The organism is Pseudomonas sp. 2957, from assembly GCF_031456345.1.
Lineage (GTDB): Bacteria > Pseudomonadota > Gammaproteobacteria > Pseudomonadales > Pseudomonadaceae > Aquipseudomonas > Aquipseudomonas siliginis.
Window position 1 is genome coordinate 105032 of the sequence record NZ_JAVDUL010000001.1, and the last position, 14974, is coordinate 120005.

Annotated in this window: 13 protein-coding genes; 10 read left to right on the plus strand and 3 right to left on the minus strand. The window is 58.8% G+C overall.

Translation table 11 applies throughout. From position 1 onward, the window contains the following. Positions 1-10: 10 nt before the first annotated feature. The 5 genes from J2Y39_RS00450 to J2Y39_RS00470 all read left to right on the plus strand — a co-directional run bounded on the left by J2Y39_RS00450 (position 11) and on the right by J2Y39_RS00470 (position 5294). Positions 11-1315: a homoserine dehydrogenase gene (locus J2Y39_RS00450; RefSeq protein ID WP_024011722.1), complete on the plus strand. Its 1305-nt coding sequence runs from the start codon at positions 11-13 to the stop codon at positions 1313-1315. 106 nt (positions 1316-1421) lie between these two features. After that, on the plus strand, positions 1422-2831 hold the full coding sequence (gene thrC / locus J2Y39_RS00455; protein WP_310214373.1) for a threonine synthase: 1410 nt from the start codon (positions 1422-1424) through the stop codon (positions 2829-2831). A 120-nt stretch (positions 2832-2951) separates the two neighbouring features. Beyond that, positions 2952-4325 carry a transporter substrate-binding domain-containing protein gene (locus J2Y39_RS00460; protein ID WP_095180449.1) on the plus strand — a complete coding sequence of 458 codons (1374 nt, stop codon included), beginning with the start codon at positions 2952-2954 and terminating at the stop codon, positions 4323-4325. Between the two features lie 117 nt (positions 4326-4442). After that, positions 4443-4850 carry a response regulator gene (locus J2Y39_RS00465; RefSeq protein ID WP_305382278.1) on the plus strand — a complete coding sequence of 136 codons (408 nt, stop codon included), beginning with the start codon at positions 4443-4445 and terminating at the stop codon, positions 4848-4850. A 162-nt stretch (positions 4851-5012) separates the two neighbouring features. Further along, complete coding sequence (locus J2Y39_RS00470; RefSeq protein ID WP_016771530.1) at positions 5013-5294, plus strand: DUF3509 domain-containing protein; 282 nt, start codon at positions 5013-5015, stop codon at positions 5292-5294. Between the two features lie 220 nt (positions 5295-5514). On the opposite strand, the gene J2Y39_RS00475 is transcribed toward J2Y39_RS00470, so the two are convergent. Continuing rightward, the gene (locus J2Y39_RS00475) at positions 5515-6714 is read right to left on the minus strand and encodes a CaiB/BaiF CoA-transferase family protein (protein ID WP_310214378.1); all 1200 of its coding nucleotides are present in this window, start codon (positions 6712-6714) and stop codon (positions 5515-5517) included. A 146-nt stretch (positions 6715-6860) separates the two neighbouring features. Here J2Y39_RS00475 and J2Y39_RS00480 point away from each other — a divergent pair, with 146 nt between their 5' ends. The 3 genes from J2Y39_RS00480 (at position 6861) to J2Y39_RS00490 (ending at position 10529) form a co-directional block, all read left to right on the plus strand. Beyond that, the gene (locus tag J2Y39_RS00480; RefSeq protein ID WP_007908961.1) at positions 6861-7403 is read left to right on the plus strand and encodes a YaeQ family protein; all 543 of its coding nucleotides are present in this window, start codon (positions 6861-6863) and stop codon (positions 7401-7403) included. 54 nt (positions 7404-7457) lie between these two features. After that, positions 7458-9167, plus strand: a complete 1710-nt coding sequence (gene recJ, locus J2Y39_RS00485; RefSeq protein ID WP_056783131.1) for a single-stranded-DNA-specific exonuclease RecJ — start codon at positions 7458-7460, stop codon at positions 9165-9167. 255 nt (positions 9168-9422) lie between these two features. Continuing rightward, on the plus strand, positions 9423-10529 hold the full coding sequence (locus tag J2Y39_RS00490; RefSeq protein ID WP_039759093.1) for an NADH:flavin oxidoreductase/NADH oxidase: 1107 nt from the start codon (positions 9423-9425) through the stop codon (positions 10527-10529). 177 nt (positions 10530-10706) lie between these two features. On the opposite strand, the gene J2Y39_RS00495 is transcribed toward J2Y39_RS00490, so the two are convergent. Continuing rightward, positions 10707-12335 carry a glucan biosynthesis protein D gene (locus J2Y39_RS00495; protein ID WP_056783133.1) on the minus strand — a complete coding sequence of 543 codons (1629 nt, stop codon included), beginning with the start codon at positions 12333-12335 and terminating at the stop codon, positions 10707-10709. A gap of 403 nt (positions 12336-12738) precedes the next feature. Here J2Y39_RS00495 and J2Y39_RS00500 point away from each other — a divergent pair, with 403 nt between their 5' ends. Next, on the plus strand, positions 12739-12924 hold the full coding sequence (locus tag J2Y39_RS00500; RefSeq protein ID WP_041478186.1) for a hypothetical protein: 186 nt from the start codon (positions 12739-12741) through the stop codon (positions 12922-12924). Positions 12925-13101: 177 nt separating this feature from the next. Next, positions 13102-13833: a tellurite resistance TerB family protein gene (locus J2Y39_RS00505; RefSeq protein WP_039759087.1), complete on the plus strand. Its 732-nt coding sequence runs from the start codon at positions 13102-13104 to the stop codon at positions 13831-13833. 294 nt (positions 13834-14127) lie between these two features. Here J2Y39_RS00505 and J2Y39_RS00510 read toward each other — a convergent pair whose 3' ends face one another. Beyond that, positions 14128-14559, minus strand: coding sequence for a hypothetical protein (locus J2Y39_RS00510; RefSeq protein WP_056783135.1), 432 nt, complete (start codon positions 14557-14559; stop codon positions 14128-14130). Positions 14560-14974: the final 415 nt, after the last annotated feature.

Here is a 14974-nt window from a genome sequence, read left to right on the forward strand (position 1 = left end):
GGAGTTCACAGTGAATCCGGTCAAAGTAGGCATCTGTGGGTTAGGGACCGTCGGTGGCGGTACCTTCAACGTACTTCAGCGCAACGCCGAGGAAATTGCTCGTCGTGCCGGGCGTGGAATCGAAGTGGCGCAAATTGCCACGCGCACGCCAAAGCCTCAGTTCCAGACGACCGGTATTGCGATTACCAACGATGTCTTCGAAGTGGCCACGAACCCTGAGATCGACATCGTCATAGAGCTGATGGGCGGCTACACCGTTGCCCGCGAGCTGGTACTCAAGGCCATCGAGAATGGCAAGCATGTGGTCACCGCGAACAAGGCGCTGATAGCCGTTCACGGTAATGAGATTTTCGCCAAGGCACGCGAGAAAGGCGTGATCGTGGCATTCGAAGCGGCGGTGGCCGGTGGCATTCCGGTGATCAAGGCGATCCGCGAAGGCCTGTCCGCCAACCGCATCAACTGGGTTGCCGGGATCATCAACGGCACCGGCAACTTCATCCTCACCGAAATGCGCGAAAAAGGTCGTACGTTCGAAGACGTGCTCGCCGAAGCGCAAGCGCTGGGTTACGCCGAAGCCGATCCGACCTTCGACGTCGAAGGCATCGATGCCGCGCACAAGCTGACCATTTTGGCGTCTATCGCCTTCGGTATTCCGCTGCAATTCGACAAGGCGTACACCGAAGGCATCACCAAACTGACCACTGCCGACGTCAACTACGCCGAAGCGCTGGGCTATCGCATCAAGCACTTGGGTGTGGCGCGCAGCACTGACGCCGGCATCGAGTTGCGCGTGCACCCGACGCTGATTCCGGCCGATCGCCTGATCGCCAACGTCAACGGCGTGATGAACGCCGTCATGGTCAACGGTGATGCGGCCGGTTCGACGCTGTTCTATGGCGCTGGCGCTGGCATGGAGCCGACCGCTTCGTCGGTGATCGCCGATCTGGTCGACGTGGTTCGCGCGATGACTTCCGACCCGGAAAACCGTGTACCGCACCTGGCCTTCCAGCCGGACTCACTGTCGGCGCATCCGATCCTGCCGATCGAAGCCTGCGAAAGCGCTTACTACCTGCGCATTCACGCCAAGGACCACCCGGGCGTACTGGCTCAGGTGGCGAGCATCCTGTCGGAGCGCGGCATCAATATCGAATCGATCATGCAGAAGGAAGTCGAAGAGCATGACGGCCTGGTGCCGATGATCCTGCTGACCCACCGCGTGGTCGAGCAACGCATCAATGATGCGATCACCGCGCTGGAAGCTCTGGCTGGCGTCGACGGCCCGGTTGTACGGATCCGTGTCGAACATTTGAACTAAAAGCAGCGGCAAGCTTCGAGCTGCAAGCGGCAAGAGAGAAGCAGTCTGGCTTTTACTTGCGACTTGCAGCTTGCAGCTTGCAGCTCAAACCGAAGGTTTGAAAAAAATGCGATATATCAGTACTCGCGGCCAGGCCCCGGCCCTGAATTTCGAAGAGGTCCTGCTGGCCGGTCTGGCGACCGATGGCGGTCTGTACGTCCCGGAAAACCTGCCACGTTTCACTCAGGAAGAGATCGCTTCCTGGGCTGGCCTGCCTTATCACGAACTGGCCTTCCGGGTGATGCGCCCGTTTGTCACCGGCAGCATCCCGGATGCCGATTTCAAGAAGATCCTCGAAGAAACCTACGGTGTGTTCGCCCACAGCGCCGTTGCGCCACTGCGTCAGTTGAACGGTAATGAATGGGTGCTTGAGCTGTTCCACGGCCCAACCCTGGCGTTCAAGGATTTCGCCCTGCAACTGCTCGGTCGTCTGCTCGATTACGTGCTGGAAAAGCGCGGCGAGCGCGTGGTGATTGTCGGTGCCACCTCTGGTGACACCGGTTCTGCGGCCATCGAAGGCTGCAAGCACTGTGAAAACGTCGATATCTTCATCCTGCATCCGCACCAACGAGTGTCTGAAGTGCAGCGTCGGCAGATGACGACAATCTTCGGCGAGAACATCCACAACATCGCCATCGAAGGCAACTTCGATGACTGCCAGGAAATGGTCAAGAACAGCTTCGCCGACCAGAGCTTCCTCAAAGGCACGCGTCTGGTGGCGGTGAACTCGATCAACTGGGCGCGGATCATGGCCCAGATCGTTTACTACTTCCATGCGTCCCTGCAGTTGGGCGGTCCGGCGCGTTCGGTGTCGTTCTCGGTACCGACCGGCAACTTCGGCGACATCTTCGCCGGCTACCTGGCGCGCAACATGGGCCTGCCGATCAATCAGTTGATCGTGGCGACCAACCGCAACGACATCCTGCACCGCTTCATGAGCGGCAACCAGTACGTCAAGGAAACCCTGCACGCAACGCTGTCGCCGTCGATGGACATCATGGTTTCGTCGAACTTCGAGCGCCTGCTGTTCGACCTGCACGGTCGAAACGGTGCGGCGATTGCCGGCCTGATGGACTCGTTCAAAAAGGACGGCAGTTTCAGCGTCGAACAAGAACGCTGGACCGAAGCACGCAAGCTGTTCGATTCGCTGGCGGTGGACGATGCGCAGACCTGCGAAACCATCGCCGACGTCTACGAGCAAACCGGTGAAGTCCTCGACCCGCACACTGCCATCGGTGTGAAAGCTGCGCGCGAATGCCGTCGCAGTCTGGATATCCCGATGGTGATTCTGGGCACTGCCCATCCGGTCAAGTTTCCTGAGGCAGTGGAGAAAGCGGGTGTAGGAAAAGCGCTCGAACTACCTGCACATCTTTCTGATTTGTTTGAGCGAAGCGAGCGTTGCACGGTTCTGCCAAACGACCTGAAAGCCGTGCAAGCCTTTGTCAGCCAGCATGGCAACCGCGGCAAGCCACTCTAAGCCAGTAAAAGCTGTCACATTTTGAAGCCCGTCTCCTGACGGGCTTTTTTGTTTCTGCTGCCACACTGCTCGGGTTTTCACCCACGAAGGACGGGTGAGTCGATCACGAAGGAAATGGCAATGCTGTTTTACAGAGGTTTGAAACCGGCACTGGGCTGGTTGTTTTTGTTGGCGGTGCTGGGATGGATGCACAGCGGCGTGGCAGCGCAGATGGCACTCGATCAGGCCAATGCGTCGGGCAATGTGCCGGCTGTCGAGCTGGATGCGCACGAGCGGCAATGGATCCGTGACAACCCCAGAGTAACGGTGGCATCGGTGCAATATCCGCTGTACCTGTTTCAGGACGAACACGGCCAGTGGAGCGGTCTGAACAACGATGTGCTCAAGCGGGTCAGCGCAATGACCGGACTGCAATTCGAGCACCAGGAATCGTTCTCTACCGACCATATGCTTGATCGCCTGCAAAGCGGGGTCGCGGACATCAGTACGACGTTGGCCATGAGCGATGAACGCAAGGCGTTTCTCGATTTCAGTCATGCTTTCGGAGGGGCTGGCTGGGTGTTTGTCGGACATGCCAATGCCCCGAGGGTGGAGTCTTTCGAGCAACTGGCGAAGCGCGTTCTGGTGCTGCCCGCCCGTCATGCCCTGGAGGATGCGATTCGGCGCGATTATCCGTCGATTGAAATACGCTCGGTGAAAACCTACGCCGAAGCGCGGGCGCTGGTCGAGAGTGGGGAAGCCTACGCAACCATCGAAAACGAAATCGGCGCGCAGCTCTATCCGTTGGGCATGCTCAAGGTCGGTGCTCTGGTAGAGGGCAAGTGGGAAGCCGATCATCTGGCTGTACGAAAAGGCATGCCGCAACTACTGAGTATTCTCAACAAGGCGCTGGAAGCTTTCCCTGCTGCGGAGTTGCGGGCGATTCGTCTCAAGTGGCTGGCAGGCGTTTCGCCGCCGCCCGTGCCCTCCGTGTGGAAGCGCCTGGTCGAGTGGGCATGCTGGGCGATGGGGGGAATCGGCGTTTTCGGAATGCTGTCGCTGGTGTGGAACCGGCGCCTGGCGGCCGTGATCAAGCTGCGCTGCGCGGCGGAAAAGGAGTTGGGTGATCAACTGGCCTTTCAGCACGCCCTGATCGATTCGATGCCGGATCCGGTGTTTGTCCGTGATCTGCACGGGCGTTTGATCATCTGCAATCGCAGTTACGAAGAGGCGCTGTCGGTGCGCCAGGACCAGATGCAGGGACGCTTGCTGATCGAAGTCGATGCGTTTCCGGAAACCACCGCGCGGATGCTCCACGACGAATTCATCGCCCAGTTGCAAACCCGCAAGTCGCGCTTCAGCAAACGTCAACTGCTGTTCAAGGGCGGGCCTCGCGAGGTTTATCAGTGGACCGTGCCGTTTTACAGCGGCGACGGCAAATTGCGCGGCTTGTTGGGCGGCTGGACCGACATCACCCAGCGTCGGACCGAGAGCGGGTGCCGCTGTCTGCAGTAAAGAAGGGAAATGTCCTGCAAGACGCGGCTACTTTTCTGATGGGAGGCTTAAGACGCCTGCCCTAGAGTGAACGACACCTGCGGTGAGAGTCCGCGATGATCGCTCCAGAGGTCGCCCATGCGCTCGCTTAAAGTCCTGATTCTTGAACCCAACCCGTTCCAGCTGATGGCATTGCATCAAATGCTCAATGCCATCGGCATCTACGACGTATTGACCGCGCCTTCGCTGGCGTCAGCCTTGTCTTCACTGGGGCATCGCGGTGCGGTCGATATCGCCATTTGCGATCCGCAGCTCAAAGGTGGCGATGGGTTGGCATTGATTCATCACCTGGCGGCGCACCATGAGGCGCGTGCCCTGATTCTGCTGGGCTCGGTCGCGCAGAGTTTGTTGAGTGACCTGGAGCCGGTGCTTCGTCAACAACGCCTGCGCCTGCTGGGGCGTCTGCAGACACCGGTTTCGGCGGTATTGATGCGAGGTCTGCTGGACAGCTACCTGGTCGCTGCGCAGGCACTCATCGAGGCCTGATACCGGCGAATATTTTTCTGTCATCTTCGCCATGCATGCTCTGTCAGACACGGTCCTGCAAGGTCGGAACGTGACAGGCAGAACTTTCTTCTCGGGCCGGTGGTCATTTAATGTGAACACGCCCCAGGCACTGTGTTTTCGGACTATTGAGTGGAGATCGAGATGGAAAGTATCAGTCTATTGCTCGGTGAGGCTCTGAGCCCGTATCAGGTGACGCTGACCCCTCGCGGCAGCCATGGTGAATGTCTGGTGACGCTGAAGAACAGCAGCGGCGCCATTGTGGTGGAACGCGAATTCAATCAGGCCCAGTTGAGCGACAAGCGCTTGCTGACCGACGTGGTGGACGGTCTGCACCGTGACGTGATGATCGCCGAAGGGCGGCTGGAACCCTGCGTCATTGCGGCGTTGCGCAATGCAGCTCTGGACAAGCGTCCGGCCCTGTAAAGATGAAATATTTTTTGTGGGAACCTTCCTGCATCCCTGTCAGTCAGACCCAATAACAGCAGGATCAAGCATTGTGCTCCGGTGCTTGTCGCTTGCTGCTACGGGTCTCGAAGCAGACCCCGTTTAACCCCGAGTCGTCTCCCCACTTCTCGGGGTTTCTTTTGCCCGGCGTTTGCCCTGTGCACAGCTTTTTGCTCGAAAACCAAACCTCCAGCGTTGCTCAAATGGCCCCGTCTTCGCGCAGCCGAGCGATTTGCGCCGCGTCGTAGCCCAGATCGCCAAGCACCTGCGCATTGTGTTCGCCAAGCTGCGGTCCGACCCATTCGGACGAGCCCGGCGTTTCCGACAGCTTCGGCACGATGCCGGGCATCTTGAAGTCCTTGCCGTCCGGCAGCTTGGCATGCAGGAACATCTCCCGCGCCAGGTATTGCGGATCGTTGAACATGTCCTCGGCGCTGAAGATCCGGCTGACCGGTACGTCGGCCTGATTGAGCAAGTCGAGAACGGTCTGCAGCGGTAAGGAATTGACCCAGCGATCAATCACGCCATACAACTCGTCCCGGCGACTGTCACGCCCGTCGTTACTGGCCAGCACCGGGTCGTTGGCAAGATCTGCGCGGCCAATCACGAGCATGAAGCGTTTGAAGATTGCATCACCATTGGCGCCGATTTGCACATGCTTGCCGTCGGCGCTGGTGTGGATCGAAGAGGGCGTGATGCCCGGCATGATGTTGCCGCTGCGCTCGCGGATGAAACCGAACACGTCGAACTCCGGCACCATGCTTTCCATCATCGCGAAGATAGCTTCATACAGCGCAACGTCGACCACTTGGCCCAGCCCGCCATTGACCTCGCGATGACGCAGCGCCATCAGCGCACCGATCACGCCCCACAGCGCGGCAATCGAATCACCGATGGAAATCCCGGTACGCACCGGTGGCCGGTCTTCGAAACCGGTGATGTACCGCAGGCCGCCCATGGATTCGCCGACCGCGCCGAAGCCGGGCTGATCTTTCATCGGCCCGGTCTGACCGAAACCGGACAGGCGCACCATCACCAGTTTCGGGTTCAGGGCGTGCAGGGTTTCCCAGCTCAGACCGAGTTTTTCCAGTACGCCGGGGCGAAAATTCTCGATGAGGATGTCGGCTTCGCTAAGCAGCTGTTTCAGGATCGCCAAGCCGTCGGGGTGTTTCAGATTGAGGGTCAGCGACTTCTTGTTGCGCGCCTGGACAAACCACCACAACGAGGTGCCTTCGTACAACTTGCGCCATTTGCGCAGGGGATCGCCGCCGTCAGGCGATTCAATCTTGATCACTTCGGCGCCGAATTCGCCGCAAATGCGCGAGGCAAACGGACCGGCGATCAACGTACCCAATTCAATGACTTTCAGACCCGAGAGCGGTTTGCTGGTGAACGGCATGCGAAATCCTGTAGGACAAGGCTGAGCGGATACAGGGTTTTAACATAGCCGACTGTCAGACGCCGCAGCTTGATTGCCATCAATTCGATGATTGCCTGTGGCATCGGTTAGACTTGCCGACTTTCCTCGTATCAAGAAGCCCGTTCATGGCCCAGCCGTCCACTACCTACAAATTCGAACTGAACCTCACCGACCTCGACCGCAGCGTCTACGAAAGCGTCAAGCAGACCATCGCCCGTCATCCTTCGGAGACCGAAGAACGCATGACTGTGCGGCTGCTGGCCTACGCGCTCTGGTACAACGAGCAGCTGTCGTTCGGCCGTGGTCTGTCAGACGTGGATGAACCGGCCTTGTGGGAAAAGAGCCTGGACGACCGTGTCCTGCACTGGATCGAAGTCGGCCAGCCGGATGCCGATCGCCTGACCTGGTGCTCGCGCCGCACCGAACGCACCAGCCTGCTGGCCTACGGCAGCCTGCGTGTGTGGGAAACCAAGGTGATCCCGGCGATCAAGAACCTGAAAAACGTCAACATCGCCGCCGTCCCGCAAGAAGTGCTGGAGACCCTGGCCAAGGACATGCCCCGCGTCATCAAGTGGGACGTGATGATCAGCGAAGGCACGATCTTCGTCACCGACGATCGCGGTCAGCACGAAGTCCAGTTGCAATGGCTGCAAGGTGAGCGCGGCTGAGGTCGCGACACCGCTGATATTTCCCACGAATCAAAGAGAAGCCTCCGTCGCCCCATGCGTATCGAACCTCGTGAATTGCCTGCCACGTTGCCTTTCCTCGGTGATCTGCCGCCACTGCTGACCCGCCTGTACGCGGCGCGGGGCGTGCAGTCGGAGGCGGAGCTGGACAAAAGTCTGGCGCGCTTGATCCCGTTCCAGCAGCTCAAAGGCATCGATGCGGCGGTTGACCTGCTGGTGACGGCATTGGAGCAACGCCAGCGCATTCTGATCGTCGGCGACTTCGACGCGGACGGCGCCACCGCCAGCACTGTCGGTGTCCTCGGTCTGCGCCTGTTGGGCGCCGCGCATGTCGATTACCTGGTGCCGAACCGCTTCGAATACGGCTACGGCCTGACGCCGGAAATCGTCGAAGTCGCGCTGACCCGTGAACCGCAATTATTGATCACCGTCGACAATGGTATTTCCAGTGTCGAAGGCGTCGCGGCGGCCAAGCGCGCCGGACTGAAGGTGTTGATCACCGATCACCATTTGCCCGGCGATGAACTGCCGCAGGCTGATGCGCTGGTCAATCCGAATCAGCCGGGCTGCGAATTTCCGAGCAAAGCGCTGGCCGGCGTCGGGGTGATCTTTTACGTACTCATGGCGTTGCGCGCGCGTCTGCGCAGCCTCGGCTGGTACGAGAGCAAGCCACAACCGAACATCGGCGAACTGCTCGATCTGGTGGCGCTGGGCAGCGTCGCCGACGTGGTGCCGCTGGATGCCAACAACCGCATTCTTGTGCATCAAGGGCTGGAGCGGATTCGCGCCGGCCGGGCACGGCCGGGGATCAAGGCGATTCTCGAAGTCGCCAAGCGAGAGGCTGCGCGGATCACTTCCACCGACCTGGGTTTCATCGTCGGCCCGCGCCTGAACGCCGCCGGACGTCTGGACGACATGAGCCTGGGCATCGAATGCCTGCTCACGGCCGACGCCAATCTGGCGCGGGAAATGGCTGCGCAACTGGACGGCATGAACCAGGATCGCAAATCCATCGAGCAGGGCATGCAGCGTGAAGCGCTGGCGCAGCTCAAGGATTTGCCGGTCGAGTCGATGCCGTTTGGTCTGTGCCTGTTCGATCCGGAGTGGCATCAGGGCGTGATCGGCATCCTCGCCTCGCGCATGAAAGAGCGCTATTTCCGCCCGACCATTGCCTTCGCCGATGCCGGTGATGGTCTGCTCAAGGGCTCCGGTCGCTCGGTGCAGGGCTTCCATATTCGCGATGCGCTGAGTGTGGTCGCGGCGCAGCATCCGAACCTGATCGCCAAATATGGTGGCCACGCGATGGCCGCTGGTCTGACCTTGCCGCAGGAGAATTTTCCGCTGTTCGCCGAGGCATTTGACGCTGAAGTGCGTAGGCAACTTCGCGAAGAAGACCTCACTGGGCGGATGCTTTCAGATGGCACGCTGGCCGTTGAAGAGTTTCATCTCGAACTGGCCCGCGCCTTGCGCCACGCCGGGCCGTGGGGGCAGCATTTTCCCGAGCCGCTGTTTCACGGTGTGTTTCAACTGGTCGAGCAGCGCGTGGTCGGCGAACGGCATTTGAAAGTGGTGCTGAAAAGCGAATGCGGTTCGGTGAAGCTCGATGGCATCGCGTTTGGCATTGATCGCGATGTGTGGCCGAACCCGACGATTCAATGGGTTGAACTGGCTTACAAGCTCGACGTTAACGAGTTTCGTGGCAACGAGACTGTGCAGCTGATGATTGCTCATATCGAACCGCGCTGAAGATCAAAAGATCGCAGCCTTCGGCAGCTCCTACAGGGGATCGCATTCCTCTGTTGGAGCTGCCGAAGGCTGCGATCTTTTCTGGAACCCCCCAAGATCCCCCGTTGTCGACTAGGCTCTAAGCACTGCTTGATTGGCCTTGTGACGTCTTGTCGAATTTTTGCCCGCGGGGGCGGGTGCTGCACCCTTTTTCTGTCACTCGTCGACTTTTCAAACAGAACCCTGGAGCCTGCCCACTGATTCGAGAGGTGCCCCATGAGTCTGCTGCTTGAACCCTTTACTCTTCGCCAACTGACCCTGCCCAACCGCATCGCCGTGTCGCCGATGTGCCAGTACTCCAGCGTCGACGGCCTGGCCAACGACTGGCACCTGGTGCACCTGGGTAGCCGCGCGGTGGGCGGTGCCGGTCTGGTTTTCACCGAAGCCACGGCGGTTACCGCCGACGGACGCATCACCGCCGAAGACCTTGGACTGTGGAACGACGAACAGATCGAACCGCTGCAACGCATCACTCGCTTCATCACCGCCCAGGGCGCGGTCGCCGGTATTCAACTGGCCCACGCCGGGCGCAAGGCCAGCACCCACCGGCCGTGGATCGGCAAGCATGGCAGTGTCAAACCCGAGGACGGCGGCTGGACCCCGGTCGGGCCATCGCCGATTGCTTTCGACCCGCAGCACACCCAACCCAAGCAGCTGGATGAAGGGCAGATCGCCGAAGTGATCCAGGCCTTTGTCGACGCGGCAAAACGCGCGCTGACGGCGGGTTTCAGCGTGGTCGAGGTGCATGCTGCGCATGGCTATCTGCTGCATCAGTTTCTCTCGCCGCTGAGCAATCAACGCCGCGATCAGTACGGTGGTTCGTTCGAGAATCGTATCCGTCTGGTGCTGCAAGTCACTGAAGCGGTGAGGGCGGTATGGCCGGAGGAATTACCGGTGTTTGTCCGCGTCTCGGCGACCGATTGGGTCGAAGATGGCTGGAATCCGGATGAGACCGTGGAGCTTGCGCGCCGCCTTCATACGCTGGGCGCCGATCTCATTGACGTGTCTTCAGGAGGGACTGCTGCAAACGCGGAAATCCCGGTTGGACCCGGATATCAGACGCGCTTCGCCGAGCGTGTGCGCAAAGAGTCAGGCATCGCCACCGGTACTGTCGGAATGATTACCGAGCCGGCCCAGGCCGAGCACATTCTGCGTACCTGTCAGGCCGATATCATTTTCCTCGCGCGCGAACTGCTGCGCGATCCGTACTGGCCGCTGCATGCCGACGATGATCTGGGCGGGCGCAAAGCAGTGTGGCCGGCGCAGTATCAGCGCGCGACCCATCGGGATCAGCCGATTCATGAATCGGATTTGCGCGATTGATTGAAGGCTGGAAAGCAAAAGCCCCGAGCCGGTGAGGGTCGGGGCTTTTCTATTCGGCACAATTTTGCGTTGTCAGGCGGGCCTCTTCGCGAGCAGGCTCGCTCCCACAATAGGAATGCGGACCCCTGTGGGAGCGAGCCTGCTCGCGAATGACGCCAGAACAGCCGCCTTAGAACCTCAAGGGTATTTACGCTTGTCCGGGGTCGGCGGGAAATACTGGTACAGCCAGGTCTCGCTCAACGTGCGGTCATTGGTGCGAATGAACAGGCGCAGTTCCACTGGCTCGACACTGTCATTGGTCGGATACCAATCGAACAGAATCCGGTAGCCCTTGATGTCATCCAGCACCAGCACGCTGAAGTCCTGCACCTTGCCGTTGGAACAGGTAATCACCGGCTCGATTCCGGTGCCCTGTGGCAGGCGCTCGAGGCCGCCACCGGTGAAGTCCACGGCAAAGCGCCGCGCCCAGACCGGCGGGTAGTGCTCACCCGGCGCCCAGCCCTCGGTGAAGCCGCCCATGCCCGAACGCGTCGCGTGCACCCGCGCCAGTGGCGTGCCGACCGGTGGCAGCGCGCTCCAGTACAGCTTGTACCCGTAGTTCAGCGAATCACCGGCAGCCACGGGTTTCTTCGGCGTCCAGAAGGCGACGATGTTATCCAGCGTCTCGCCGGTCGTAGGAATTTCCAGCAGATCGATAGAGCCTTCGCCCCAGGCGGTTGTAGGTTCTACCCACAGGCTCGGGCGCTTGCTGTACCAGTCGACAGTGTCCTGATAGTTGGCGAATTCGTGGTCGGTCTGCACCAGGCCGAAACCCTTCGGGTCCTTGTCGGCAAATGCATTGAATTGCAGCGTCGCCGGGTTGTTCAACGGCCGGCAGATCCACTCGCCATTGCCGCGCCACATTGCCAGGCGATCGGAGTCGTGGATCTGCGGATGAATGGTGTCGCACATGCGCCGTTCGTGGGTGCCGCAGCTGAACATGCTGGTCATCGGCGCCACGCCCAACTGTTCGATGGTGGTGCGGGCGTTGATGTGCGCGTCGATTTCCATGACCACGCGCTCGGCCTGGCAATCGATGTCAAAGCGATAGGCGCCGGTCGCGCTCGGCGAGTCGAGCAGGGCGTAGACCACAAAACGCGTGGCGTTCTTGTCAGGCGTCTCGAACCAGAACTTGGTGAAGTCGGGAAACTCTTCGCGCTTCTTTGCGTACGTGTCGATGGCCAGGCCGCGTGCGGAGAGGCCATATTGGCCAGTGGCATCGACCGCACGGAAATAGCTGGCGCCCAGAAACGACACCACGTCATGCCGATCCAGCTCCGGCGCCTTGAACAGTTTGAAGCCGGCAAAACCCAGGTCGCCTTTGAGCTGCTGGGTGTCGACCGAAGTGTTCTCGTAATTGAACAGCGCCGGACGGAAATGCACCTCGCGCGCCATGCGCGTCTTCGGATCAACGCTGTACATGCGCACCGGCTGACGGAAACCCATGCCGACGTGGAAGAACTGCACGTCCAGCTGACCTTTGTTTTCCTTCCACAAGGAATGCTCGCCGTCGTAGCGGATCGCGTTGAAGTTCTGCGGAGTCATGGTCGCCAGGGTTGGCGGCAACACCTGTTTCGTATCCTGATAGGCACTGCCGGCGAGCTGCTTGGCCTGACGCTTCAATGCTTCGAAATCGAAGGCCTGGGCCTCGCCATCGGCGGCGCCGCCATTGGCTGCCCAAGCGCGGGCGGCCAACAGGCCCGACGCGGAAAGACCGGTATAGGCCGCAATGGCCATGGACGCTTTGAGCAAATTCCTGCGGTGCATAAATACAACCTGTCGTGTGCAATCCAGCGCCGTTCCTGGCACCTGTCGGATCGGAAATTACGGTTCGGTCATGCCTTCGGCCAAACGCAACGGACTATAAACAGATGCCCGCTAGCTTAATCGGTTCGATTGTCGGGCAAAAAGGCTTGTTTGCGTTGCGTCACCTGGCAATGAAACAAGACATGTCTGTAATTTTTCTGACAGGGCTCTCTGATTTAGAGGGCATATCTGCTTTTTTCGATTAATTACTCTAAAAACCGCTTTTCAACGCCGATTTAATTCCTATTCTATGGGCAAGACCGGATACAAGCCTTCGTGCCGGCGGGGCACACGACGCTGCTCGAAGAGGCAGGGCGATGTGAGGTTCAGCAGTTTCTTGACTCAATAGAGAAGGACATCGTCCATGGCAAAAATACAGAGCATCACCGAAATGTTGGGCATCTTCCCTTGCTTGGGCGGCGGGCGCAGAAGACGCCGCCTCAATTCCGAAGAATTGAAACTTGTGGAGCGTTATCGAGAACTATCGGAAAGCGACCGGATCGCCATGCGCTATCTGGTGGATGCGATGCGGAGTGTTTCGCGGTTTTAAGGAGGAGGGGAAAAGGGGGCAGGTCGAAAGGCCTGCCCCTTTTCATTGGGTAACGCTCGGAACGGGCCCTTCTGAGTGGCGAGCAACATCTCGAAGCACACTCGCGGGGCGGGTCCCGGCACTTTCGAACTAGGCTGAGGGCCTTAGATCCGGATAACCCTTGTTTGGAGACGGAACATGAACACCCGTGGATTGCTCGATCAACTGCTCAAGTCCGGGCAGGAAATGCTGCAGAACAAGACTGGTGGCGCTTCCAACAAGTCGGCTGCCAGCGGACTGGGCGGTTTGCTCGGTGGCTCGTCTGGCTCCAGCGGCCTCGGCGGCCTGCTGTCCGGCGCGGGCGGCGGCGCATTGGCCGCGGGCGCGATGGGCCTGCTGCTCGGCAACAAAAAAGTCCGCAAGGTCGGCGGCAAAGTCGCCATCTACGGCGGCCTCGCCGCGCTGGGCGTACTGGCTTACAAGGCCTACGGCAACTACAACGCCCAAAAAGGCAGCGCACCCCAACGCGAACCACAAACCCTCGACCGCCTGCCACCCGCGCAAGTCGAAGAACACAGCCAGGCCATCCTCAAAGCCCTGGTCGCCGCCGCCAAGGCCGACGGCCACATCGACGAGCGCGAGCGCGAACTGATCGAAGGCGAATTCACCAAACTCGACAACGACCAGGAACTGCAACACTGGCTCCACGCCGAACTCAACAAACCCCTCGACCCCACCGACGTCGCCCGCGCCGCGAGCACGCCGGAAATGGCGGCAGAGATGTACATCGCCAGTGTGATGCTGGTGGATGAGGAGAATTTTATGGAGAAGAGTTATCTGGATGAACTGGCACGGCAGTTGAAGCTGGAGCCGGGGTTGAAGGTGGAGTTGGAGAGGCAGGTGCGGTTGGTGGGGGCGGATAGCGTGTAATCGTAGTGGCGATCGCCCGGCATCAGCAGGCGGTTGCCCTTTTACGTTAGCTAGACTTCCTGCGTTTCAGTAGTTTCCGTAACGGCGTTGAATCGATCTTTGTCCCGATAGCGGACACTGCGCATGCCGCTGGCTCTGTACATACTTTTGGCACTGACCGGGTAATAGAGCTGGCAAATAGATCACTAGCAATCGGTGATTAGCGCACTGACGTCGTCGCCAGATCAGTGTTATTTAACAGTCGACCATTGAGGTCTGAGTCGGCGGGCCTGCCGTCGAGCAAGTTTCCTTCTGCTAGAAGTATTTGAATGGGTATGTGTCTCCCGTGATTATTATTGAATCTTTCTCTGTATATACGCTGTTGATGTTGTTGATAACCAATTGTGGGTTGGTTGGGTTTTGAAAAAGATGATAGAAGAGTTCGAAGTAAAGATGATCTTCGATCAAACTTGCTGCTAGGTTTGGATGGGTGTTCAGAAGTTCATTGAAAGTCGGGTAATCAACTGTCGCAAGCTCGGGGATGTCCGCATAGCCTTGCACGGTATCGTCAATCCTGCATTCCGAAATAAACGTATCTGCAATAATTTCAAACTTTCTTGGAAAGTCGCCGGGTTTGATTTGCAGTATGTAGGGCTGAGTCTTGATCGTAACCGCCTCTCCGAATCCCAAGCTTCTATAAGATACGGTATTTGGATTGACTGCGTTGCCCGAGCACTTAAATATCATGGTTTTGCTTTCGCTGTTATAGGTTTGGTTGTCGAGATTTTTTTACCCGAAAGAAAACTCCCCTTGCACTACAAGTCTGAGGCCTTTCCCAAAACAATCGCATCGGCATCGGCATCGGCATCGGCATCGGCATCGGCATCGGCATCGAACGCAGACTGCTTTAGCTTAGGGTGTTGCTTAAACATTTTTTTGCTGAGAGAGTGGCGCCGCCACATCCTATGTATTAGCCAATGTCAGGTCCACTGCTTTCCCCGTATACTTCAGATTTGTAAAGGCTGCATCAGATTTGTTTAACTTTATGTAGTGTGTGGTCTAAAGTTTTTTCAAGGCCGCTCCAAGTTTTGGCGGTGTCGGTGAATATTGGAAATTCTCCAAGCTTGATTTGCAATTAATGAAATTCTAAAAGTGCCATTTT